Here is a 24783-nt window from a genome sequence, read left to right as displayed (position 1 = left end):
ACCGCGTTCAGCATGACTTCATGGCATCCCTCCCCGCCGGCGCCCGGACCTTGAACGGACCTGAGTCTTGAACGGACCTGCGGGTGCCTGAGGCCATCGGGCTGGCCGACGCGCGCCAGCGTCGGGCGTGGCGGGTCGGCGGCGCCCTGATCCTGTGCGTACTGGTGGCCGCGGTGGCAGTGGCCTGGAACGACCTGCGCGTGCGCCGCGAAGCCGGCGAGCGCTACGTGCAGGCGCTGGTGGACAGCCATGCGCGACAGGTGGCCGGGAAGGTCGACAGCATCGAGCGTTCCTTCCGCGGCCTAGCCGATATCCTGGCCGGGATCCGCGAGGTGGCCCCGGACATCGCGCCCGGGTTGGCGCGCAAGACGATGGCCGACATCACCGCGGGCAATCCCCGCCTTCGCGACCTGGGCGTCGAGACCACAGCCCCGGCCTGGCTGCCGCCCGGCGCGCACGCCACGCGCCACCTGTATCTGGGTACGCCTGGCTCCGGTCCCGACGGCAGCTGGGCAATGCCTCTCGCCATGCTGATTGGAACATCACCAAGCCACGCGCTGTGGCTGCGTGCCAACCTCGACACCGAGTTGTTCAGCGAACTGCTGGGCGCGCACGAACTCGGCAAGGGGGGGGTGGCCTCCGTGCTGACGGCGGATGGCATGCTCATCGCCCGCTCCGACACGGGCACCCGGCACGCCGGCCTGGACGCCCGCCACTCGCCGGTGTTCCGTGCGGTGGCGGCGGGCAACCCGCGCGCGATCGAATCGCGGAGCCGGATGGATGGCATCCGCAGGATCGTCGCCCACCGCGCGGTCGAGGGACGGCCGCTGCTGGCCACCGTCGGCATGACGCCGAATGCGCTGTATGGCGGCTGGTGGACCTTCATCGCAACGCTGGCGCTGGGCATGCTGCTGCTGCTGGCGGCATTCCTGGTCGGGATACGCTTCCTGCGCCGCGCGGCACAGCGCGAGTCGCGGATGCGGCGCAGCATCGCCGCCAACGCGCATACCGTGGGCCACCTGCGCGAGCGTGTGCGCGATGCCGAGGCGCAGTACCGCTTCCTCTACCAGCAGCACCCGCTGCCGGCATTCGTCTACGACCGCGAAACACTGGTCATCCTCGAGGCCAACGACACCGCGCTGCAGCAGTACGGCTACTCCCGCGAGGCGATGCTCGGCATGAGCGTCGGGGCGCTGCTCGGCGAAGGCTCGGTGGACGACATCCGCGCGGAAATGCTTGCCTACCCGCATTCCAACGGGCGGCGCATCTGGGTGCAGCGCCGGGAGGATGCGAGCACCTTCAGCGCATTGGTGTTCGCCCGCGACCTGGCGTCGTTCGACGAGCGGCCGGCGCGGCTGGTGCTGTCGCTGGACGTCACCGACCGCCAGCGCGCCGAGGCCAACCTGCGTCTGCTGCGGCGCGCGGTCGAAGCGTCGGAGGAAGGCCTGTTCATCGTCGAGGGCGCGCGGCGCGTGCTGGTGTACGGCAATGCCACGTTCGAACGGCTGACCGGCGTCGAGGCCGCCCTCGAGCCTACGGCCGAAAGCGCGGCCCGCAGTGCCATCGCCGATGCCGGCGCGCGCCAAGAACTCCTGGTGGGACTGGAGCGGGCCGAAGATGTGCGGGTGGAAGTGGCGGGCGTTGACAGCCAGCAGCTGCCGCGCTGGATGCAGGTGCGCATGTCGCCGGTGTTCGACGACGAGGGCAAGGCCACGCATTTCGTCGGCGTGGTCACCGACATCACCGCACGCAGGCGCGCCGCCGAGGAACTGGTCTTCCGGGCCAGCCACGACACGCTGACCGGCCTGGCCAATCGCGACCGGCTGACCGCCGCCATCGACGCGGCGCTCGAAGATGGCGACGGGCTGGTGGCGGTCTGCCAGCTCGACCTGGATCGTTTCGAGCTGATCAACGACAGCCTGGGGCACGATGTCGGCGACGAACTGCTGGTGCTGGTGGCGCGCCGCCTGGAGCGCGCCGCGGGCACCGGTGCGCAGGTGGCGCGGCTGGGCGGCGACGAGTTCGGCATCCTGCTGAAGTACCGGGACAGCGGCGAGGTACCGGCGCGCGTGGAAGCGCTGCGCGCCGCGGTGGCTGCCACCAGCGAAGTGCGCGGCATCGCGCTGCACGTGACGCCCAGCCTTGGATATGCCTGCCACCCCGGCGATGGCGTAGATGGCACCACGCTGCTGCGCGCGGCCAGCCAGGCTGGTGCGCAGGCCAAGCGCCTGGGGCGCAACCGCAGCGTCGGCTACCGGCCGGACATGGACTCGCAGGCCGGCAACCGCCTTGCCCTCGTGCAGGCACTGCACCAGGCGCTCGAGCGCGACGAGTTCGAGCTCGTCTTCCAGCTGCAGTTCGGCGCCTACGGCACCCCGCACGGGATGGAGGCGCTGGTGCGCTGGCGTCACCCCGAGCGCGGGCTGCTGGGCCCCGACGCGTTCATGGCTGCCTGCGAGGACTCCGGGCTGGTGTTGCCGCTGGGCCGCTGGGTGCTGCGCGAAGCCGCGCGCTGCTGGCGCCGGCTCGAGGCCTGCGGCTGGGGCGCGCTGCGCATGGCGGTCAACATCTCGGCGCTGCAGTTCCAGGAGCGGCTGGTCGAGGATGTCGCCCAGGTGCTCGCCCAGTACCGGCTGCCGCGCGGCGCGCTCGAACTGGAACTGACCGAGAGCGTGCTGCTGGCCAGTCCCGATGGTGCCCGGCGCGACATGGAGGCGCTGAGCGCGCTCGGCGTGTCGCTGGCGATCGACGACTTCGGCACCGGGTACTCCAGCCTTGCCTACCTCAAGCACCTGCCGCTGCAGCGCCTGAAGCTGGACCGTTCATTCGTGCATGACCTCGGGCGCGATCCCGACAACGAGGCGATCTGCATCGCGGTCCTGCGCATGGCGCAGGGCCTCGGCCTCCGCGTGGTGGCCGAGGGCGTGGAAACCCGGCACCAGCACGACTGGCTGCTGCAGCGCGGCTGCGAGGAGTTCCAGGGCTTCCTGCTGGCGCGTCCGGCCGCCTTCGACGTCGTGCTGGAGCGGCTCGGCGATGCGCCGTCGACGCGGACCGCGGGGGAAGCGGCCGGCCTCGCGTAAAATGCGCCGATGGATGTCTCCCACCTGCTCGACGGCCTCAACGAGGCCCAGCGCGAGGCCGTTTCCGCGCCTCCCGGCCACTACCTGGTGCTTGCCGGTGCCGGGTCGGGCAAGACCCGCGTCCTCACCCATCGCATCGCCTGGCTGAACGAGGTCTACGCGGTGCCGGTACACGGCATCTTCGCGGTGACCTTCACCAACAAGGCGGCGGCCGAGATGCGCCACCGCACCGACGCGCTGCTGCGCCACGGCAGCCGCGGCCTGTGGATCGGCACCTTCCACGGCCTGGCGCACCGCCTGCTGCGCCTGCACTGGCAGGACGCCAAACTTCCCGAGGCGTTCCAGATCCTGGATTCCGACGACCAGCTGCGGCTGGTGAAGCGCGTGGTGCAGCAGCTGGAGCTGGACGAGGCGCGCTTCCCGCCGCGGCAGATCGCGTGGTGGATCAATGCGCAGAAGGACGAGGGCCGGCGCGCGGCGCACATCCAGGACGGCCAGGACGAATGGTCGTCGGTGATGCTCAAGGCCTACGCGCTCTACCAGGAGCGTTGCGACCGTGCCGGACTGGTGGATTTCGCCGAGATCCTGCTGCGTGCACACGAGCTGCTGCGCGACACCCCGGTGCTGCTGGCGCACTACCGCCAGCGCTTCGCGCACCTGCTGGTGGACGAGTTCCAGGACACCAATGCCATCCAGTACGGCTTCGTGCGGCTGCTGGCCGGCGAGGCCGGCCAGGTGTTCGTGGTCGGCGACGACGACCAGGCGATCTACGGCTGGCGCGGCGCCAAGGTCGAGAACGTGCAGCGCTTCCTGCAGGATTTCGACGGCGCGCAGACCATCCGCCTGGAGCAGAACTACCGTTCCACCGCCAGCATCCTCGACGCCGCCAACGCGGTGATCGCGCACAACCCGCAGCGCCTCGGCAAGCGCCTGTGGACGGAGAGCGGGCAGGGCGACCCGATCGACCTGTTCGCGGCCTACAACGAGATCGACGAGGCCGAATACATCGTCGGTCGCATCCGCGAGTGGGTGCGCGACGGCGGCAGCCACGGCGATTGCGCGGTGCTTTATCGCAGCAATGCGCAGTCGCGGATCATCGAGGAGAAGCTGCTCGCCGCGCAGCTGCCCTACCGCGTCTACGGCGGCGTGCGTTTCTTCGAGCGCGCCGAGGTCAAGGACACGCTGGCCTACCTGCGCCTGGTCGCCAACCACGCCGACGACGCGGCCTTTGAACGCGCGGTCAACACGCCGGTGCGCGGCATCGGTGGCCGCACCCTGGACGAGGTGCGCATGCGCGCGCGCCGCGACAGCGTGTCGCTGTGGGACGCTTCGGTGCGCGAGGCACAGGCGGGCGGGCTGGCCGGCCGCGCGCGCAACGCGCTGGCGGCCTTCCATGCGCTGATCGCCGCGATCGGCGGCGAACTTGGTGACCTGCCATTGAAGGACAAGATCGACCACGTGCTGCTGCGGTCGGGCCTGCGCGAGCACTATGCGCGCGAGTCCAAGGGCAGCCTCGACTCGCGCGTCGACAACCTGGACGAACTGGTGTCGGTGGCGTCGCGCTTCGTGCGCGGCGATGACGACGACAGCGCCGGGATGGACGACCTGGTCGCCTTCCTGGCCTACGCCGCGCTCGAGGCCGGCGAAGGCCAGGCCCAGGCCGGCGAGGACGGCGTGCAGCTGATGACCCTGCACAGCGCCAAGGGCCTGGAGTTTCCGCTGGTGTTCCTGGCCGGGCTGGAGGAAGGCCTGTTCCCGAACACGCGTTCCATCGAGGAAGCCGGGCGCCTGGAAGAGGAGCGGCGGCTGGCCTACGTGGGCATCACCCGCGCGCGCCAGAAGCTGGTGCTGAGCCATGCCGAAACGCGGCGCCTGCACGGCCAGGACATGTACGGCATGCCGTCGCGTTTCCTGCGCGAGATCCCGCCCACCCTGATCAACGACGTGCGGCCGAAGGTGCAGGTGCAGCGGCCGCGCTACACGCCCACGCCGCGGCGTGACCACGGCCATGCGCTGGTCGAGGACTCCGCGGGCCTGATGGTCGGGCAGAACGTCATGCATGCCAGCTTCGGCGGTGGCGTGGTGACCGACATCGAGGGCGCCGGCGCGCATGCGCGCGTGCAGGTCAACTTCGACGACGTCGGCAGCAAGTGGCTGGTGATGGCCTACGCCAAGCTGCAGCCGGCGTGAGCGGGGACCGCCAGTCGCGCGGCGCGCGCGTCAGTCGCGGATGACGAAATCCGGCGACTCGTCCAGCGAACCGTCGGCCAGCAGCACCGCATGGCGCGTGCCATGCCGGTCCACCACCACCGGGATGGGATCCTGGAACATCGGCCGGCGCACGAACTTCAGCGTCCAGCTGAAATGTTCGAGCGTCTCCAGTGCCTTCAATTGTGCCGGGGTGAGACCGGCGCGCAGCGCGGCAGGCTCGTTGGCCCGCGGCTTGCGTCGCTCGCGACCGTACATGCGATTCCTGGGACATGGTTGCCGCAAGTCTGTTGCCCGCGCCTTGTACGCGGCGTGAAGCGGACCTGTGCGTGACGCCGGTCACGCCACGGCGGTCATGTGCTCGTAGAGGATGAAGCAGCCGATCGCCACCAGCAGGATGCCGCCGCCGATCTCGGCGCGCTTGCCGGCCAGCGCGCCCAGCACCCGACCCAACAGGATGCCCAGGGTCACCATCACCAGCGTGGTCAGCCCGATCACCGCGGCCACCACCAGGATGTTGACGTCGAGGAAGGCGAGGCCCACGCCGACCGCCATCGCGTCGATGCTGGTGGCCAGGCCGGTGGCGGCGAGCGCCCAGAAGCGGTGGTGGTGCCCGGGTGATTCGGTGACGGCGTCATCGTCGCGCAGTCCCACGCGGATCATGCGCAGGCCCAGCAGCACCAGCAGCACGAACGCGATCCAGTGGTCCCAGGCACGCACGTAGGGCGCCGCCGCATTGCCCAGTGCCCATCCGAGCAGCGGCGTCAGGCCTTCGATGACGCCGAAGATCAGCCCGGCGCGCAGTGCATCGCGCAGCCGCGGCGTGCGCATCGCCGCGCCCTTGCCGACGGCGGCGGCAAACGCGTCGGTCGACATGGCGATGCCGAGCAGGAGGATCGAAAGTGGATGCATGCGGGGTCCAGGGTCGGGCGTGCGGACAACGGCACGCGGCGTGCCCGACCCGGAGGTCGCACCTGCGTGCCGATGGTCTCGCCAACCTACTCCCCGACGGAACGCGGAATTTTACCACGCGGGAGGGTGATGCCCATCGACAGGTACACGCTGGTCAGGGTGTCGATGCCGAAATCGGCCGGTTTCACCCACTCCGCTGGTACGTAGAGCAGCCCGCCGCCGACCGGGATGGGCGCGGTGGGCACCAGCACCGTCAGGTAGATGCGGCCGTCGATGTGCACGGGTTCCGGGTTGGGCAGCAGGCCGAGCACTGCCACGCCGTCGCCGCCGAAGAAACACCACACCGGACTCATCGCCGCGATGTCCGCCTCCTGGCGATCGCCGATCACCGACACGAAACGGTCGGCCAGCGCGTACACGCTGCCGACCAGCGGGATGCGGCGCATGGTGCCGTCGAGCAGCGCCTTCATCGGCGCCTTCAGGCGCGACTGCACCAGCAGGCCGAGCACGTAGATGGCGACCAGCACGAGCAAAGTGCCAAACAGGTAGGCCAGCAGGGGGTGCGCCGCGAACCAGTCGCCGAACACGGTGAACGAACGGCCGAACAGGCTGCTCGGGCCGATGAAGCGGTTGACGATGCCCACCGCCCAGCCCAGCAGCACCACGGTCAGCACCAGCGGCAGCACCGCCAGCAGGCCGGTCAGCCAGGTGCCCAGCAGCGGATTGAGGCGCTTGCCGTCAGGGAGCGCCGCGGGCGCCGCGCCGCCGGCTGTCTTCAGTTCCACTCGAACAGTTTGAAGTAGACCGGGGACACGCCGTCGCGCTCGTCGTCGACGATGCCGTCGCCGTTGCGGTCGAACAGGTAGTACGGCGCGCCGCGCGACGGGATGATCTTCAGCGCGCGCAGGCGGCCATCGACGCGGTACTCGGTGACCACGTCGCCATTGGATTCGGTGCGGGTGGCTTCGACGGCATCGGCCGGGATCCCGGTCACGGGATCGCCCATGCTGGCGCATGCGCCAAGGGCCAGGACAACGAGCAGGGTGGTCGCAAGGCGCATGGCAGATCTCCCGGGACAGGCCGTGATTATGCGCCAGCCCCGCCTCGCGGCGACCACGTAGAATCCGCGGCATGACGCGCCTGGTCCTGATCGACGGTTCCTCCTACCTCTACCGCGCCTTCCATGCGCTGCCGCCGCTGTCGAACGCCGAGGGCGAGCCGACCGGCGCGCTGTTCGGCGTGGTCAACATGCTGCGCACCACGCTGAAGGAAAAGCCGGATTTCGTGGCCTTCGTGGTCGACGCGCCCGGCAAGACGTTCCGCGACGACATCTTCCCGGCCTACAAGTCCAATCGTCCGCCGATGCCCGACGACCTGCGCCTGCAGTTGCAACCCATGTGCGAGATCGTCGAGGCGCTGGGCCTGCCGATCCTGCGCGTGCCGGGCGTGGAGGCCGACGACGTGATCGGCACCCTGGCGCTGGCGGCCGCCGCCGACGGCATCGACGTCACCATCTCCACCGGCGACAAGGACTTCGCACAACTGGTGCGCCCGGGCGTGGCGCTGGTCAACACCATGAGCGGCAGCCGCACCGATTCCGCCGAGGCGGTGATCGCCAGGTTCGGCGTGCGCCCCGACCAGATCGTCGACTTCCTGGCGCTGATGGGCGACGCGGTCGACAACATCCCAGGCATCGACAAGTGCGGGCCCAAGACCGCGGCCAAGTGGCTGGCGGCCTATGACTCGCTGGACGGCGTGATCGCCAATGCCGCCGAGGTCAAGGGCAAGATCGGCGACAACCTGCGCGAGGCATTGCCCCGGCTGCCGCTCAACCGCACCCTGGCCACCATCCGCACCGATCTCGAACTGGGCCTGGAACCCGACGCGCTGCGCCTGCGCGAGCCCGTCACCGACACCCTGCGCGTGCTCTACCAGCGCTACGGTTTCGTGCAGGCGTTGAAGGAGCTCGATGGCGGCAACGCCGCGGGTGTGGTGCCGGCGCGTGCCGGGTTCACGCGCCCCGGTGCCGGGTTCGTGGCGCCGAGCGCGCCGGCGGCGCCGACCGATCCTGCGCTCGCCGCACCCGGACGCTATGAAACAGTGCTCGAGTCCGCGCAGCTGCACGACTGGATCGCGCGCCTGCGCACCGCCGGCCTGTTCGCGCTCGACACCGAGACCGACGCGCTCGACGCCATGCGCGCCAACCTGGTCGGCATCAGCTTCTGCCTCGAGCCGGGCCACGCCGCCTACCTGCCGCTTGGCCACGACTACCCCGGCGCGCCTGCGCAGCTGCCACGCGCCGAAGCGCTCGATGCGCTCAGGCCCCTGCTGGAGGATCCGGCGGTGCGCAAGGTCGGCCAGAACGGCAAGTACGACCTGCACGTGCTGCGCCGCCACGGCGTGGCAGTCGGGGGCTACGCCGAAGACACGCTGCTTGAAAGCTTCGTGCTCGATTCCGGGCGCGCGCGCCACGACATGGATTCGCTGGCGCGGCGTGAACTCGGCTACCAGACCGTCGCCTACGAGGACGTCGCCGGCAAGGGCGCCAGGCAGATTCCGTTCTCGCAGGTGGCCATCGACGACGCCACGCGCTACGCGGCGGAAGATGCCGACATCACCCTGCGCCTGCACCGCGTGATGTCGGCGCGGCTGGCCGAGGAGCCGGGGCTGGCGGGCGTGTACCGCGACATCGAGATGCCGCTGGTGCCGGTGCTGGCGCGCATCGAGGCCAATGGCGTGCTGCTCGACGGCGACGAACTGCGCCGCCAGGGCGCGGGACTCGGCCGGCGCATGCTCGAATTGCAGCAGCGCGCCACCGAACTGGCCGGACGTACCTTCAACCTGGACTCGCCCAAGCAGGTCTGCGCGCTGCTCTACGACGAGCTGAAGCTGCCGACGCTGGTGAAGACGCCGAAAGGCCAGCCGTCGGCCAACGAAGAGGCGCTGGAGGCGATCGCCGACCTGCACGAGCTGCCGCGCGTGATCCTCGATTACCGCAGCCTGGCCAAGCTGCGCGGCACCTACACCGACAAGCTGCCGGACATGGTCAACCCCGACACCGGCCGCCTGCATACCTGCTACCAGCAGGCCGGCGCCGCCACCGGGCGGCTGGCGTCGAGCGATCCCAACCTGCAGAACATCCCGATCCGCACCGAGGACGGCCGCCGCATCCGTACCGCGTTCATCGCGCCTCCGGGCCGCAAGCTGGTGGCCTGCGACTACTCGCAGATCGAGCTGAGGATCATGGCGCACCTGTCGGAGGACGCCGGCCTGGTCGCGGCGTTCGAGGCCGGTGCCGACATCCACCGCGCGACCGCGGCGGAAGTGTTCGGTCGCACGCTGGAAGAAGTCACCGGCGACGAGCGCCGCGCCGCCAAGGCGATCAACTTCGGGCTGATGTACGGCATGGGCGCGTTCGGCCTGGCGCGCAACCTGGGCATCCCGCGCGGCGAGGCGCAGGACTACATCGCGCTGTATTTCTCGCGCTATCCGGGCGTGCGCGACTTCATGGAGCGAACCCGCGCGCAGGCGCGCGAACAGGGCTACGTGGAAACGGTGTCCGGCCGCCGCCTCTACCTCGAATACATCAGCCGCGGCACGCAGCCGCAGCGCGCGGGCGCCGAACGCGCCGCGATCAACGCGCCGATGCAGGGCACCGCGGCCGATATCATCAAGCGCGCGATGGTGTCGGTGGATGAATGGCTGTCGGGGCACGTCGATCGCGCGCGGATGATCCTGCAGGTGCACGATGAACTGGTGTTCGAATGCGATGCGGATTTCGTCGATACGCTGCTGCCGGCGGTAGTCCAGCGCATGATCGGCGCAGCGGCCCTGCGCGTGCCGCTGGTTGTCGACAGTGGCATCGGCGACAACTGGGAACAGGCGCATTGACGCATTCAGGATCAGTGGCTGACAGCCCGCTAAACGCCCGCTGAATCCAACAGAAAGTTAACGAAGTTCTTCACGAACTATCAATGTGCGCGGTGGTCATATAGCCCGTGACAGATGCAAGGTCTGTCACTGATCACTCCCTCCCCTGGAGCTGATCAACCCCGGAACGACGGCTTCTCCCCGAGCCCCGTTCTCCAGCCCCGCCGGCCCCCCCTGCCTGCGGGGCTTTTTATTGCCCGCGATCCGGGATTCGTATGCAAGTACATTGGAGCCCGTGACGAGCCCGCCCTTGACCAACACCCTCGCGCTGATCGCCGATATCGGCGGCACCAACGCGCGCTTCGCGCTGTGCGACCCCGACGAACCGGTACCGCGCCTGCTGCAGTCGCAGTCGCTGCGCACGGCGGGGTTCGCCAGCCTGCAGCACGCGGCCGAGCATTATCTTGCCGGCCTGGGTGCGCGCCCGCGGCGCGCCGCGATCGCGCTGGCCTGTCCGGTCGACGGCGACGAGATCCGCCTGACAAACCGCGCCTGGTCGTTCAACCGGCACGAGTTGCGCGCCTCGCTCGGACTGGAGGAGCTGCGCCTGATCAACGATTTCGGTGCAGTCGCGCGCGCGGTGCCGGTGCTGTCGCCCAGCGGGCGCGTCGCGCTTTACGGGCAGGGGCACGACATCGCGCGCGGTCCGGTTTCCGTGCTCGGGCCGGGCACCGGTTTCGGCGTCGGCCTGCTGGTGGGTGACGCCACGCGAGGCTGGCATGCGGTGGAGACCGAGGGCGGACATGTCAGCTTCGCGCCGCTCGGCGAGGAGGAGCGCGCCCTGGCCGACTGGGCAGTTGCGCGGCACGGGCGCGTGTCCTGGGAGCGGCTGCTCTCGGGCAACGGCCTGGCCGCGATCGATGCGGTGCTGCGCCAGCGCGATGGCGAGGGCACTGCGGGCGTGACAGACCTGCTGGCCACTCCGGATTCGCCGCTGCGCGATCCCGCAGACATCGTGGCGGCAGCGCTGGATGGGCACGACGTGGCGTCGCGCCGCGCGCTGGCACGCTTCTGCGCAATCCTGGGCAGTGTCGCCGGCGACCTCGCCCTCGTGCATGGCGCGCGCGCCGTGGTGATCGCCGGGGGCATCGTGCCGCGCTTCATTCCATTCCTGCGCGCCAGCGCATTCCGCGAGCGCTTCCTGGCCAAGGGCCGGTTTGCCGCGTACCTGGAGCCGGTGTCCATCCAGGTCGCGACCCACCCCAATCCGGGGCTGCTCGGCGCCGCGATGGCGCTGCGCGAGCCGGTCGGCGACCACTGAGCCGCTGGGGTCCGACGCTCGCCCGGGAGGCCTGCGCCGCGCGCGTGCGTGAACGCGGCTCCTTCACGGCGCGCTGGAGACACTCAAGCCCCGTACGAAGAGTGCAGTGGCCATGCCCGACATGTTCGAACTCGCGATGCCCTGGTGGGAGTTCGTGCTGCGCGCAGTGGTGGTCTATTTCATCCTGCTGGCGATGCTGCGCATGTCGGGCAAGCGCACGGTCGGCCAGTTCACGCCGTTCGACCTGGTGGTCGTGGTGCTGCTGGGCTCGGCGGTGCAGAACTCGCTGATCGGGGAGGATTTCTCGCTGCCCGGCGGATTGCTGCTGGCCGCCACGCTGATCGCCTGCAACTGGGTGGTGGGCTTCGCGAGCGCGCGCAGCCGGCGGGTGGAAAAGCTGGTCGAAGGCAGTCCGGTGCTGCTGGCGCGCGACGGGGTGATGTTCGAACCCGTGCTGCGGGCACAGAACATCAGCCGCAAGGACATCGAGGAGGCCCTGCGCGACAGCGGCCTGCCCGACATCACCGGCGCCGCCCTGGTGACCCTCGAAGTCGACGGCACCATCACGGTGGTCCCGCGCAGCGACGGTTCGCGCTGAGCAGGCGCGAGAGCCTTATTGCCACGGATTTGCGCCCTCAGCCCGGGTCCGCCAGCCAGTCACGAGGGAGGAGGTAGTCGGCCAGGCGCGCTTCCGGGCTGCCAGGCTCGGGCTGGTAGCCGTATTCCCAGCGTGCCAGCGGTGGCAGGCTCATCAGGATCGATTCGCTGCGGCCACCCGACTGCAGGCCGAAGTGGGTGCCGCGGTCCCAGACGAGGTTGAACTCGACGTAGCGGCCGCGGCGGTAGAGCTGGAATTCGCGTTCGCGCTCGCCCCAGGGCATCGCCTTGCGGCGCTCCACGATCGGTAGCCAGGCGTCGAGGAAACCATCGCCGACCGCGCGCGTGTAGGCGAAGTCGCGCTCGAAGTCGTCGGCCAGGTCGTCGAAGAACAGCCCGCCGACGCCGCGCGTCTCGTCGCGGTGCTTCAGGAAGAAGTACTCGTCGCACCAGCGCTTGTGCGCCGCGTAGCGCGCCTCGCCGCCGAACGGCTCGCACAGCGCGCGCGCGGTGCGGTGCCAGTGCAGCACGTCGTCGTCGAAGGGATAGAAGGGCGTGAGGTCGAAGCCGCCGCCGAACCACGAGGCCACGGTGGCGCCATCGCGCTCGGCGCGGAAATGGCGGACGTTGGCATGGGTGGTCGGCAGGTAGGGATTGCGCGGGTGGAACACCAGCGACACGCCGACCGCGCGCCACGAGGCGCCGGCGAGCTCCGGCCGGTTGGCGGTGGCCGACGGCGGCAGGCGGGTGCCGGAGACGTCCGAGAAGCCGATGCCGGCCTGCTCGAACACCGCGCCGTCGCGCAGGATGCGGGTGCGCCCGCCGCCGGACAGGCCGCCGTCGGCGCTGTCGTCGGGCCGTGTCCATGCGTCCTCATGGAACCGGGCGGCGCCGTCGGCGCCTTCCATGGCCGCGCAGATGCGGTCCTGCAGGTCGGTCAGGTAGCCGCGGACGCGGTCGAAATCGTTCATGGCGCCATTGTAAGCCGCCGTGCCGGCGCCCTCAGGGCGCCTTGAGCGTGCGGTTGAACAACTCGAGGATGCGCCGGTACTCGTCGTACCAGGAGTCGGCATGCACGAACCCGTGCCGCTCCAGCGGATAGCTCGCCAGCTCCCACTTGTCCTTGCGCAGCTCGATCAGGCGCTGCGCCAGCATCACCGAGTCCTTGTAGAACACGTTGTCGTCGATCATGCCGTGCGCGATCAGCAGGTGGTCCTGCAGGCCTTCGGCGTACTCCAGCGGCGACGACTTCGCGTAGGCGCCCGGATCGAGCGCCGGCGTGTTGAGGATGTTCGCGGTGTACGCGTGGTTGTACTGCGACCAGTCGCTCACCGGGCGCAGCGCCGCGCCGGCCTTGAACGTGCCCGGCTCGCGGAACAGCGCCATGAACGTCAGGAACCCGCCGTAGCTGCCGCCGTAGATGCCGACTCGTTCGCGGTCTGCCTGCTTGTGCGCGACCAGCCAGTCGATGCCGTCGAGATGGTCCTCGAGTTCCGGATGGCCCATCTGCCGGTAGATCGCCGTGCGCCAGTCGCGGCCGTAGCCTTCGGAGGCGCGGAAATCCAGGTCCAGCACGATGTAGCCCTGCTGCACCAGCAGGTTGTGGAACATCTGTTCGCGGAAGTAGTTCGGATAGCGGTCGCTGACGTTCTGCAGGTAGCCGGCGCCGTGTACGAACATCACCACCGGGTACTTGCGACCCGGCTCCATCGTGGCGGGGCCGTAGTACTTGCCCCAGACAGTGCCGGCGCGGTGCTTCGACGGGACCTGCACGTATTCGGGCTGCAGCCAGTCGAAGCGCTTGAATTCCGCCGAGCGGGTGTCGGTGAGCTGGCGCGCGCTGCCGCCCGCGGCGTCCACCACCGACAGCTGCGGCGGCAGATAGCTGCGCGAATGACGCACCAGTACGTGGCTGCCGTCCGGCGAGGCGACGAAATCCTCCACGCCGTCGAGCGCGGTGATCTCGCGCACCGAGCCGCCGGCGGCGTCGACCTGGCAGACCTCGTAGTCACCCGGACGCGCGCGGTTGCAGAGGAACAGGAAGCTGCGGCCGTCGGCGGACAGCACCGGCATCGACGCCTCCCAGCGCCCCGAGGTCAGCGCCCTGGCACGGCCGCCGGACGCGCGATAGAGGTGTGACCAGCCCGACTCCTCGGACAGGAACCACAGGTCGCCGCCGTCGGGCATCCAGCCGAAGTCGTTGAAGCCCCAGTTGATCCAGGCTTCGTCGGTCAGCCGGTGCACCGGCAGCAGGCGCGCCTGCGCCAGGTCGACGGTGGCCAGCCAGCGGTCCTTGTTGTCCACCGCATGCAGCATCAGCGCCAGGCCGCGACTGTCGTCGCTCCAGCGCGCGCCGTCGGCGATGCCGTCGGGTCCGCCGGCCTCGAGGCGCAGCGCGCGGTTGCCCTTCAGCGGGTCCTGGCCCGCGGTCTTGCGCAGCGCGGCCAGCGGGTCGGCGCCGATGCCGGGCAGGCTGTCGGTCTTCAGCTCGCGCACCTGGCCATCGGCCACGGACACCAGCCACAGCGACTGCGGCGCGGGGTCGCCGCGGCCGACGCGGGTGCGCACGTCCTCGAACTCCTCGTAGCCGGATTCGGTGACGTACTGCGGCATCTTGCCCTTCTGCCCCGACTCGGCCCCCTTGGCCTGGGTGACCGCCAGCAGCCAGCGGCCGTCCGGCGACAGCGCGCTGCCCTGGATCTCGACGTCCTTGCCCAGGTAAGCCGGGGCCGGCGCGCGCGTGGGGTCGACGCGGCGCCAGGCGTCGGACTGTTCGCGCATTTCGTCGCGGCGCGCGCGTTCCACGCGCAGCGTCTCGATATAGCGCAGCTGGCGCTCGCGGAGTTCGTCGGCCTTGGGCGCGGTGCCCGGGGCGTCCTCGGCCTTGAGGGTCGCCGCCTGGCCGACGCCGGTCGCGGCGCTCCAGCGGAACCAGTCATTGCCGCTGCGCCACACCAGCGCGCCGTCGCGCGCCCACTGCAGCTGCGATTCCAGCGCCTCGCTGCGGGTCAGCTGCTGCAGCGCGCCACCGCGCAGGTCGCGGACGAAGACGTCGCCGTTGCGCACGAACGCCATGCGCGTGCGCGCGGCATCGTAAAGCGGGGCGAGCGCGTCGATCCCGCCGCGCGCGGCGCCATCGACCAGCGTCGCCGCGCCTCCGTCGATGGGCTGGGCGTATGTGTCGCGGACGTTGCTGCCGATGCGCTTGGCGCTGTAGTAGGCGGTGTCGCCGTCCCATGACCACCACATCCGCTCGACCGGCTGGCCGATCCAGTCGGGGTCGGCCATCACCTGGTGCAGGTCGAGCACCTGCGCGGGTTGCGCCAGGGCGAGGCCAGCCGGAACCGCGGCGAGCAGCAGCGACAGAAGCGGAGCGACGGAGCGATGGCGCATGGTGCGGGGACCCCTGGAACGGTGACGCGCCAGCGTATCAGCCAGCCGCGCCATGCCTGAGGGCCGGTGGTCATGGTGGTGTTCACATGGCCTGAACCGCGCTCGCGCCGGTTCGGCGCACAATCGGCGGCGGCGATGCGCCCGTCCGCATCGCGGAGAACGGCGTGGAGGCCCTGCTGCTGTCGCGGATCCAGTTCGGCTTCGTGATCTCGTTCCACATCCTGTTCCCGGCCTTCACCATCGGCCTGGCGCACTGGTTGGCGTTCCTCGAGTGGCGCTGGCTGCGCACCCGCGACACGATGTGGCGCGACCTGTACTTCTTCTGGCTCAGGATCTTCGCGATCTCGTTCGGGATGGGCGTGGTCAGCGGCATCGTGATGAGCTTCCAGTTCGGCACCAACTGGGCCGTGCTCTCCGAGCGCGCCGGCGCCATTCTCGGTCCGCTGTTGGCCTACGAGGTGCTGACGGCGTTTTTCCTCGAGGCCAGCTTCCTCGGCGTGATGCTGTTCGGCTGGAAGCGGGTGTCACCCAGGCTGCATTTCTTCGCGACCTGCATGGTGGCGCTGGGCACGCTGTTTTCGACCTTCTGGATCCTTGCCGCCAACAGCTGGATGCAGACGCCGCAGGGCCACGAGATCGTCGACGGCATGTTCCAGCCGGTCGACTGGCTGGCAATCATCTTCAACCCCTCGTTTCCGTACCGGCTGGCGCACATGGTGCTGGCGGCGTTCATCACCACGTGCTTCGTGATCGGCGGGGTGAGCGCCTGGTACCTGCGGCGCGGCGTGCACGAGGCGGAAGGACGGCGCATGCTGACATTGGCGGTGGCGTTCGCCGCGATCGCGCTGCCGCTGCAGGTGCTGGTCGGCGACCTGCACGGCCTCAACGTCGGCGAGCACCAGCCGGTGAAGCTGGCGGCGATGGAGGGCCACTGGGAGGCGGGCGAGCCCGGCGCGGGCGTGCCGCTGGTGCTGTTCGCCTGGCCCGATGCCGCCGCGGAGCGCAACCGCTACGAGCTTGCGGTGCCACGGCTGGGCAGCCTGATCCTCACCCACAGCTGGGACGGCGAGATCCAGCCCTTGAAGGCGGTGCCGGCCAGCGAACGGCCACCGGTGCTGCCGGTGTTCTGGGGCTTCCGGATCATGGTCGGGCTGGGCCTCGCGATGCTGGCGCTTGCGCTGGCCTCGGCGTTCGTCTGGTGGCGCGGGCGCCTGTTCGCTTCGCGCTGGCTGCTCGATGGCTGGCGGCTGCTCAGCCCGGCCGGGTTCATCGCCTTGCTGGCGGGCTGGTACGTGGTGGAGATCGGCCGCCAGCCGTACGTGATCTATGGCCTGTTGCGCACCAGCGAGGCGGTCAGCCCCAACATCGAGGCGGCGGCGGTGATGGCATCGCTGGCGACGTACGCCGTCGCGTACGCGGTGATCTTCGGCGCCGGCATCTGGTACCTGCTGGGCCTGGTGCGCAAGGGGCCGCAGCCGTTCGAGGACGCGCCCGATACCGAAGGTGGCGACAAGACGCCGGCGCGGCCGCTGTCGGTCGGCGACGACGACGATGCCGCGAAGGTGGGGCCATGAGCATGGAGACCTGGCTGCCGGTGGTCTGGTTCGGCGTGATCGGCTTCGGCGTGCTGATGTACGTGCTGCTCGACGGCTTCGTGCTGGGCCTGGGCATCCTCGCGCCGTTCGCCGAGGACAGCGACCAGCTCGACCACATGATGAACACCGCGGCGCCGATCTGGGACGGCAACGAGACCTGGCTCGTGCTCGGCGGCACCGCGCTGCTGGCGGCGTTCCCGAAGGCCTACGCGGTGGTGCTGTCGGCGCTGTACGTGCCGGTGCTGCTGATGCTGATCGCGCTGATCTTCCGCGGCGTGGCGTTCGAGTTCCGCTTCAAGGCGCGGCGCGCGAAGCGCTTCTGGGGCGGAGCGTTCGCCGTCGGCTCGATGGTGGCGGCCTTTTCGCAGGGCGTGATCCTCGGCGCGCTGGTCGAAGGCATGCCGCTGGAGGCGGGCAAGTACGTCGGCGGCATCTTCGACTGGTTCAGCCCGTTCTCGATGCTGACCGGCGCCGCGGTGCTGTTCGGCTACGCGCTGCTCGGCGCGTGCTGGCTGGTCCTCAAGACCGCCGGGCGGCTGCAGCTGGTGGCGCGCACGCTGGCGCGGCCGCTGGTGCTGGTGGTCGCGGTGTTCATGGGCCTGGTGAGCGCCTGGCTGCCGTTCCTCGATTCGCAGGTCATGGCGCGCTGGTTCGCCGACGGCAACTTCTGGTGGCTGGCGCCGGTGCCGCTGCTGGCGCTGGCCAACGTGTTCGCGCTGTGGCGCGCAACGATGCACGAGGGGCGCGACGTGCGGCCGTTCCTGCTGTCGCTGAGCTTCTTCCTGCTGGGCTTCATCGGCCTGGTGCTGGGCATCTGGCCGAACATCGTGCCGCCGTCGCTGAGCATCTGGGAGGCCGCGTCGCCGCCGTCGTCGCAGCTGTTCGTGCTCGGCGGGCTGGTGGTGCTGCTGCCGGTGATCCTCGGCTACACGGCGTGGTCGTATTCGGTGTTCCGCGGCAAGATCGAGGCCAACGCCGGCTACCACTGAACCTGCGCCGTCGCCGGGCACTCCGGTTCGCGGCTGCGGCGGGCTTCGCGGCACGGTTGCTTTATGCTGCAGGCTTCCGCCCCGGTGCGTCGATGCGCGATCTCCGCCGTCGGCACCAACCGACCGCAGACCCGTCGATGCACGCCTACGTCTACAAGAGCCTTCGCAAGGCCGACACCTATGTCTATCTCGCCGAGCGGGAGGAGTTCGAACGCCTCCCCGAATCGCTGCGCGCCGAACTGGGCGAGCTGCAGTTCGTCCTCGAGGTGGCGCTCGAACCCGGGCGCAGGCTTGCGATCGAGGACGCCGCGGTGGTCCGCGGCAACCTGGCCCTGCGTGGTTTCCACCTGCAGATGCCGCCGCGCGCCGCGCTGGATCCGATGACCGAGGATTGGGGCACCGATGCCTGAGTCGCCGCGCCCGCTGCCGCGCGCCGGCCTGCTGCTCGCCGCCGGCCTCCTGTCCACCGCCGCCACGGCGGTCGCGGCGATTGCCGTGCCCGCGGCGTGGCTGGCTCAGCCGCTGCTCGCGCTGGGCGTGCGCCAGTGGCGCGGCGCGCACGCGGCGCTGGATCCGGCCGCCCTGCGCCGTGACCTGCTCGCCCTGTTGCTGCTCTGGGCGCTGGCCTCCGGCGCCACCGCGCTGCTGGTCGGCTGGCCGTTGTCGGCGCTGCTGGCCAGTGGCGGCGCGTCGCTGGGCGCCGCGCTGGCACTGAGCGCGACGGCGGGCCTCGGGGTCATCGCGCTGTGGCGGCTGTGGCCGCTGTGGCATGCCGCCGAACGCGACGGCGGCGGCACGCTCGCCGCGCACTGGCGCACGCTGGACGACCGCGACGGCTCGAGCTGGCGCGGACTGCGGGTGGCGCTGGCGATCGCCGCCATCCTCGCCATCGGCCTGGCCCTGGGCTGGCCGGGCCTGGTGGCCGGCAACGCACGCTGGCTGCTGGCCGCGCTGGCCGCCGTGGCCTGGCCGGCGCTGCACTGGGCGCTGCAGCGCGCGGCCGCCCCGGACACGGTCGCGCTGGACGTGGTGGACATGCCCGAGCCGCATGGCACGGCCGCCGACCTTGATGACGGCGCGGATGATCCGGTGGCCGCGCTGTATGCCGCGGCCCGCAGCGGCCGCGTCGAGCGTGCGCTGGCGCTGCTCGAAGCCGGCTGCGATCCACGTGCGCTGCCGCCGGCCGACGAGCGCGACCAGCGCTCGCTGCCAGTGCTCGCCGCCGTGCTGCCCGACCTGCGCCTGCTGCGCGCGCTGATCGCCGGCGGCGTGGAACTCAACGCCGCCCACGCCGGCATCACCCCGCTGCTCGCCGCCACCCGCGACAGCTGGCACGGCCGGCCGGATGCGGTCACCACCCTGCTGGCCAACGGCGCCGATCCCCGCGCCGTCGACCGCGACGGCAACACCCCGCTGCACCATGCCGCGCGCAGTTCCGATCCGGGCGTGGCCGCACTGCTGCGCGACGCCGCCGCCGAAGTCGACGTGCTCAACAACGACGGCGTCACTCCGCTTGGCATCGCCTGCGCCAGCGGCAACTGGCGCCTGGCGCGCTTCCTGCTCGAGCGTGGCGCCAGGCCCGAGCCGGCCGGGGGCACTCCGGCGCTGCTCGCCGCCGCCGGTGGCGAGGACGACGACGTCGCCGGCGTCACCCTGCTGCTCAAGCACAAGGCCAAGGTGGACGCGCGCGATGCCGGTGGCCGGAGCGCGCTGCACGAGGCCGCGCTCGCCGGACACGCCGATATCGTCGCCGCGCTGCTCGAGGCCCACGCCAGCATCGACGCCCGTGATGGCGAAGGCCGCACGCCACTGCTCGACGCCGCGCGCGGCGGCGGCAGCGCCGCCTTCGAACTGCTGGCCACGCGCGGGGACGTGCACGCCATCGACGGCGCGGGACGCAACGCACTGCATCTGGCCTGCCTCGCCGAAACGGCGTCGCCGGCGCTGGTGAAGCGGCTGCTGGACCTCGGCGTGGCCACCGACGTCGTCGACGGCGGCGGCAAGCGCGCCATCGACCACGCCGCGGCCGCCGGCCGCTGGGCGCTGGTGGCGGCGGTGGATCCCGCCCACCCGCTGCCGGCCAGCGTGTTCGGCGATGATCCCGACGATCCCGCAGCGCCCGTCGACCGCGCTCCGCGCGTGGTGCTGCGCGGCCAGTTGCGCGAAGCGCGCTACGACCAGCTTGAGCCGCTGTTGCAGTTGGTCACCCCGGCGGAGCTCGGCGAGCTGCTCGTGGACGACGACGCCCCGCTTTCGGTGGAACGCATCGACTGGCTGCTGGCGCATGGCGCCGACCCCGATGTGCGCGTGGACGGCGGCGACACCGTGGCGATGCGCCTGCTGGCGCGCGGTCCCGACGCACTGCCGGCGCTGCAGGCCCTGCTGCGCGGCGGCGCCTCGGTGGCGGGCGCCGGTGGCCTGGCGCGATTCCTTGGCGCGTGCGCGCGCAGCGACCAGGCCGGCCGCGGCCTGGAGCAGTTCGCGCTGGAACTCGTCGACCAGGGCGTCGACGTGTTCGCGCCGTCGCCCGAGGGCGACCATGCCCCGGCGCTCGCGGTGCGCCTGGGGTGGATGCGCATGCTGGAGCGCCTGGTCACCGCCGGCATCGACCTCGACCTGCGCGACGCGCATGGCATGACCGCGTTGCACATCGCCGCCGCGCTGGCGCGCGAGCCGGCGCTGAAGCTGCTGGTGAAGGGCGGGGCCTCGCCTGAAATCCGCGCCGCCGACGGGCAGACGCCGCTCGGTGTCGCGCTGTCGGCGGGCCGGCGCGATCTCGCCGACTGGCTCGACTGGCGCGGCTGGCCGCTGCCCGGCCGCCCGCTGCGCGCCGGCGACCTCCCGGCGGCCGCCATGGTCGGCGACCACGACGCGGTGCGCCGCCTGCTCGACCTCGGCTTCGCGGTCGACACCGCCGACGCGCAGGGCTGCACCGCGCTGCTGCGGGCCGCCGGCGGCGGCCACGCCGCCACCCTAGAACTGCTGCTGCAACGCGGCGCCGACCCGCAGCGCGCGGCGCACACCGGCGCCACGCCGCTGTCGGCCGCGGTCAGCATGCGCCACGCCGAGATCGTCGAACGCCTGCTCGACGCCCGGGTCAGCCTCGAGCAGCGCCTGCCTGGCGAGGTCACCGTGCTGATGCTGGCCTCGGCGCTGGGCCTGCCAGACATCTGTGCACGCCTGTTGTCGGCCGGAGCCAACGTCCAGGCGTCCGACGCGCAGGGACTCACGCCGCTGCACTGCGCGGCGCTGTTCGGGTTCACCGCCCGCGACCGGCCGCGGCTCCTGGCGCTGCTCGACACCCTGCTGCTGGCCGGCGCCGAGCCCGGTGCGCGCGCCGCGGGTGGCGTGACGCCACTGCTGCTGCTGCTCGGTGCCCGCGCCGAGCCCGGGACCGCCTGCGACGAGGACGTGGTGCTGCCCGCCGTCGACCGCCTGCTCGATGAAGATGCCGAACTGGATGCCCACGACCCGCGTGGCTTCGGGCCGCTGCACCTGGCCGCGCTGCACGGCCTGTTGCGCATGGCCCACCACCTGCTGCGCGCCGGCTGCGATCCCGACCTGCGCGATGCCCTCAACCGCACGCCGCGCGAGATCGCGGTGATGCGGGGTTTCGTGGACGTGGCCGCGGAGTTCGCGCCACCGACCACCGGTGTGTCGATGGCGCGGTTCCTGCGGGAGCCGCGCTGATCCAGCCGGCTCCCGCGTCGTGCGCCGTGCTCAGCGCGCGGCGCGTGCCGGGGCCGGCGCGAAGAACCAGACCTGGTGGTCGCTGCCGTCGCAGGTGTACATCTGCACGCGGCGGCGCACCTTGCGCGACTGGTCCATGCACAGGCCGCCGATGCCGCGCAGCTCGTTGGCGGCGGTCGTGGCGAAGCGCTGCGCCGGCTGGCCGTTGCAGGCACTGAGTCGCAGCTGCACCGCGCCCGGCCGCGTGTCGCCGTTGGGCACGTCCACGCAGCCGCCGGTGGCCGGGTTGAGCAGCGAGCCGTCGGCGCGCAGCACCCAGCGCTGCGCCCCGCTGCCGTTGCAGGGCCAGGCGGCCAGCTTCGTGCCGCCGGCGAGGCTGGTGCCGGGTGCGTGCAGGCACTGGCTGGACAGCGTGGTGACCTGCGACGGCGGCGTGTCGCCCGCGCCCACGATGCGGTAGACCGTGCCGGTGAGGCTGGCGACGTACAGCTCGCCGAACACGTCCTCGCCGAACGCCACAGGCTGCCCCACCGCGCCCGCCGGGATCGGGCTCTCCACCACCGGCTGGCCGTTGGCGAATGTCACGGTGCGGATCGCGGTGTTGCAGTAGTCGGTGAAGAAATAGCGCCCGGCGAGCGCCGGCGATGCGCCGCCGCGATACACGCGCCCCCCGGTGATCGAGCAGTTGCCGGCCGAGTGCGAGGTGGTGACCAGCGGCGTGAAGTAGGCGCCGGTGCATCCGGCGGTGTTGTAGGGCTGGTCGCCCTCGTAGCACCGCCAGCCGAAGTTCAGCCCGGCGGCGGTGCCGGCCGGCACGAAGTTGATCTCCTCGCGCGCACTCTGGCCGACGTCGGCGATCCACAGGTTGCCGGTGACCGCGTCGAAGGCGATGCGCCAGGGGTTGCGCAGGCCCAGGGCGAAGATCTCGTCGCAGCCCGCGCCACCGTCGCCATCGGTGTACGCGTTGCCCGGCGGAATGCCGTAATGGTTGCCCGCCACCAGGTTGCAGTCGGGTGTGCCGCCGCCGCCGTCCACGTCGATGCGCAGCAGCTTGCCGAGCGGCCGCCCGGGATTCTGCGCGTTGTTCTGCGGGTCGCCGCCGCTGCCACCGTCGCCGGACGCGATGTACAGGTAGCCGTCGGGTCCGAACTGCAGGTCGCCGCCGTTGTGGTTGCTGTACGGCTGCTCGAACTCCATCAGCACCAGTTCGGAGGCGGGGTCGGCGACGTTGCCATTGGCGCCCACCGTGAAACGCGAGATGCGCGTGCGGTCCAGCGTGCCGGTGGGCGGGTCGAAGATGTAGTTGACGTAGAACCAGCCGTTGCTGGCGTAGTCGGGATGGAAGGCGAGGCCGAGCAGGCCCTGCTCGTTGCCGGCATCGTCGACGCGCGCGGTGATGTCGAGGAACGGCGTGGGCAGCAGCATGCCGTTGTCGATCACGCGGATGCGGCCCGGCTGCTCGGCCACGAACAGCCGCGCGTCGCCGGCATGGGTGATCACCACCGGCTGCGAGAGGCCGGTGGCGAAGATCGCGAGCGAGGCCTGGGCCGGCGGCGGCGGTTGCGGCGGCGGTGGCTCGGCGCTGCCGTTCTGCACCGTGACGCTGAACTGCCGGGTGCCGATGCCGTCGCCGAGCAGGTTCAACTGGCCGTTGCTCGAGTTGCCGGCGGCGTACAGGGTGACCGGGCCGTTCCAGGCCGGCGCCCGCCAGCGGAAGCTGAAGCTGACCGCGCCCGCGCTGAACGCCTTGGGCTGGGTGTGCGAAAGTTCGGCGCCAACCACGTGCACGTCGCTGCCGACCGCCTCGAAGCTGCCGGCGGCGCCCGTGGACGACACGCCGACGCCGCCGGTGACACCCGGGCCGCCGGCGATCGTCACCGTGTACTCGGCGACCGTGTTGGCATCCAGGGTCTGCGGGCCGCTGACCGTCACCGTGGGCGTCGCCGCGGCGGGCGCGTGGCATGCGGTGCAGGTGGCGCCGTTGTTGGTGCCGGGGTTGCCGGAGAAACCGTCGCGGCCGAAGCGGCTGGCGTCGGCGGTGCCGGCCCAGGCAAGCAGGACGGCGGCGAGGATGGATGCGCGGAACAGTCCCTGGGACATGCGGTACCCCGATGGTCGATCCCCTGTGTGGCCGAGTATCGCGCATCGGGGCGGACATCCGTCAACGTGCCCGGGGCCGATTGGCGCGCTCCACCGGCAGGCGATACTCTCGGCGCCAAGCCGGGCGTCGCCCGCCCGTGCAAGGTAAGCCGTGATCAAGCAATGGATGGCGTTGGGCGTGTGGTTGGCGTTGCTGGTGCTGGCGTCGAATGCGCCTGCGCAGACACGTGCCGCGATGCTGAAACAGGCGGAGGCCTCGATGCTGCTCACCGGTCGCATCGACGTGGCCGTGGATGGCACCGTCACGGCCTATTCGATCGACCGACAGGACGAGGTGCCGGAAGCCGTTCGCACTCATGTCGCCCGCAACGTCCCGCGTTGGCAGGTCCAACCGGCGACAAGCGACGGCGTCCCGATCGCCTCCTCGACGCGCTTCAGCATGCGGCTGGTCACTCGCCGTCACGATGGCGGGAACTACAAGATCAACATCGTCGGCGTTCATATCGACGACGAGCTGCCGTCAGGCGAACGCTTGACTGCGCCCAACATGGCGCCCCCGGTTTATCCGAGGCAGATCCTCGAGCTCGGCGGCACGGGTGTCGTCTACGTGCTGGCGAAAGTCGGCCTGGACGGACGGGTCGTGGACACGCATGTCGAGAGATTCAACCTGACGGTGCTCGCCAGGGGGCCGCTGGCGGGCCGCATCCGCGACGCGCTGTCGAAGGCCGCGTTGACGGCCGTGTCCGGTTGGTCGTTCCGCTTGCCTGAAGGCGCTTCGGAGGCGGGTCGCGACTACGTCGTGATCCGCATGCCCATCGAGTTCACGACCGGCGGGGAGCATGGCTACGGAGCATGGAAGGCCTACATTCCGGGCGAACACAGCCGGCCGGCGTGGGCGTACGGTGACGACGGCAACGATGCGCTCGCGCCGCAGCGCGCGACCTTGGCCGGCAGTGGGCTGCGCCTGGCATCCGCGCTGGAGCCCGAGGGCAGCTGAGTCGGCAGGACCTGCGGGGAAGGCATGT

Annotated in this window: 17 protein-coding genes; 10 read left to right on the top strand and 7 right to left on the bottom strand. The window is 71.0% G+C overall.

From position 1 onward, the window contains the following. Window positions 1-83: 83 nt before the first annotated feature. The gene (locus IDM46_RS12770) at window positions 84-3083 is read left to right on the top strand and encodes an EAL domain-containing protein (RefSeq protein WP_185115975.1); all 3000 of its coding nucleotides are present in this window, start codon (window positions 84-86) and stop codon (window positions 3081-3083) included. Between the two features lie 9 nt (window positions 3084-3092). Beyond that, complete coding sequence (gene uvrD / locus IDM46_RS12765; protein WP_185115974.1) at window positions 3093-5273, top strand: DNA helicase II; 2181 nt, start codon at window positions 3093-3095, stop codon at window positions 5271-5273. A 30-nt stretch (window positions 5274-5303) separates the two neighbouring features. On the opposite strand, the gene IDM46_RS12760 is transcribed toward uvrD, so the two are convergent. From IDM46_RS12760 to IDM46_RS12745, 4 genes are all read right to left on the bottom strand, one after another. Beyond that, window positions 5304-5549 (bottom strand): hypothetical protein, encoded by a 246-nt coding sequence (locus IDM46_RS12760; RefSeq protein ID WP_182824300.1) that lies wholly within the window; start codon window positions 5547-5549, stop codon window positions 5304-5306. An 81-nt stretch (window positions 5550-5630) separates the two neighbouring features. Continuing rightward, on the bottom strand, window positions 5631-6203 hold the full coding sequence (locus IDM46_RS12755; RefSeq protein WP_182824302.1) for a manganese efflux pump MntP family protein: 573 nt from the start codon (window positions 6201-6203) through the stop codon (window positions 5631-5633). An 86-nt stretch (window positions 6204-6289) separates the two neighbouring features. After that, entirely contained in the window at window positions 6290-6988 is a 699-nt protein-coding gene (locus tag IDM46_RS12750) for a DUF502 domain-containing protein (protein WP_220486627.1), read from the bottom strand. Further along, window positions 6979-7263 (bottom strand): DUF2782 domain-containing protein, encoded by a 285-nt coding sequence (locus tag IDM46_RS12745; protein WP_182824304.1) that lies wholly within the window; start codon window positions 7261-7263, stop codon window positions 6979-6981. The genes IDM46_RS12750 and IDM46_RS12745 overlap by 10 nt, the downstream gene beginning before the upstream one ends. A 71-nt stretch (window positions 7264-7334) precedes the next feature. On the opposite strand from IDM46_RS12745, the gene polA reads away from it, so the two are divergent. From polA to IDM46_RS12730, 3 genes are all read left to right on the top strand, one after another. Next, window positions 7335-10094, top strand: coding sequence for a DNA polymerase I (polA, locus tag IDM46_RS12740; protein ID WP_185115973.1), 2760 nt, complete (start codon window positions 7335-7337; stop codon window positions 10092-10094). A 289-nt stretch (window positions 10095-10383) separates the two neighbouring features. Next, window positions 10384-11394: a glucokinase gene (glk, locus tag IDM46_RS12735; protein WP_185115972.1), complete on the top strand. Its 1011-nt coding sequence runs from the start codon at window positions 10384-10386 to the stop codon at window positions 11392-11394. A 112-nt stretch (window positions 11395-11506) separates the two neighbouring features. Beyond that, window positions 11507-11992, top strand: coding sequence for a YetF domain-containing protein (locus IDM46_RS12730; protein ID WP_182824311.1), 486 nt, complete (start codon window positions 11507-11509; stop codon window positions 11990-11992). Window positions 11993-12029: 37 nt separating this feature from the next. Here the strand turns inward: IDM46_RS12730 and hemF are convergent, their stop codons facing one another. After that, window positions 12030-12962 carry an oxygen-dependent coproporphyrinogen oxidase gene (hemF, locus tag IDM46_RS12725; RefSeq protein ID WP_185115971.1) on the bottom strand — a complete coding sequence of 311 codons (933 nt, stop codon included), beginning with the start codon at window positions 12960-12962 and terminating at the stop codon, window positions 12030-12032. Window positions 12963-12993: 31 nt separating this feature from the next. Continuing rightward, window positions 12994-15384, bottom strand: a complete 2391-nt coding sequence (locus tag IDM46_RS12720; RefSeq protein ID WP_185115970.1) for a S9 family peptidase — start codon at window positions 15382-15384, stop codon at window positions 12994-12996. A gap of 164 nt (window positions 15385-15548) precedes the next feature. Here IDM46_RS12720 and IDM46_RS12715 point away from each other — a divergent pair, with 164 nt between their 5' ends. The 4 genes from IDM46_RS12715 to IDM46_RS12700 all read left to right on the top strand — a co-directional run bounded on the left by IDM46_RS12715 (window position 15549) and on the right by IDM46_RS12700 (window position 21658). After that, a complete protein-coding gene (locus IDM46_RS12715) occupies window positions 15549-16958 on the top strand; it encodes a cytochrome ubiquinol oxidase subunit I (protein ID WP_185115969.1) in 1410 nt (469 codons plus the stop codon). Further along, complete coding sequence (gene cydB / locus IDM46_RS12710) at window positions 16955-17968, top strand: cytochrome d ubiquinol oxidase subunit II (protein WP_185115968.1); 1014 nt, start codon at window positions 16955-16957, stop codon at window positions 17966-17968. Before IDM46_RS12715 ends, cydB begins: the two co-directional genes overlap by 4 nt. Before the next feature lie 137 nt (window positions 17969-18105). After that, window positions 18106-18378 (top strand): YcgL domain-containing protein, encoded by a 273-nt coding sequence (locus IDM46_RS12705; RefSeq protein ID WP_182824321.1) that lies wholly within the window; start codon window positions 18106-18108, stop codon window positions 18376-18378. Then, window positions 18371-21658, top strand: a complete 3288-nt coding sequence (locus IDM46_RS12700; RefSeq protein WP_185115967.1) for an ankyrin repeat domain-containing protein — start codon at window positions 18371-18373, stop codon at window positions 21656-21658. The genes IDM46_RS12705 and IDM46_RS12700 overlap by 8 nt, the downstream gene beginning before the upstream one ends. A gap of 30 nt (window positions 21659-21688) precedes the next feature. Here the strand turns inward: IDM46_RS12700 and IDM46_RS12695 are convergent, their stop codons facing one another. Beyond that, window positions 21689-23758, bottom strand: a complete 2070-nt coding sequence (locus IDM46_RS12695) for a PQQ-dependent sugar dehydrogenase (RefSeq protein ID WP_185115966.1) — start codon at window positions 23756-23758, stop codon at window positions 21689-21691. Between the two features lie 151 nt (window positions 23759-23909). Here IDM46_RS12695 and IDM46_RS12690 point away from each other — a divergent pair, with 151 nt between their 5' ends. Further along, on the top strand, window positions 23910-24755 hold the full coding sequence (locus IDM46_RS12690; RefSeq protein WP_185115965.1) for a hypothetical protein: 846 nt from the start codon (window positions 23910-23912) through the stop codon (window positions 24753-24755). Window positions 24756-24783: the final 28 nt, after the last annotated feature.

It is taken from the genome of Luteimonas sp. MC1825 (assembly GCF_014764385.1).
Lineage (GTDB): Bacteria > Pseudomonadota > Gammaproteobacteria > Xanthomonadales > Xanthomonadaceae > Luteimonas.
This window is presented reverse-complemented; position numbering and strand designations above follow the sequence as displayed.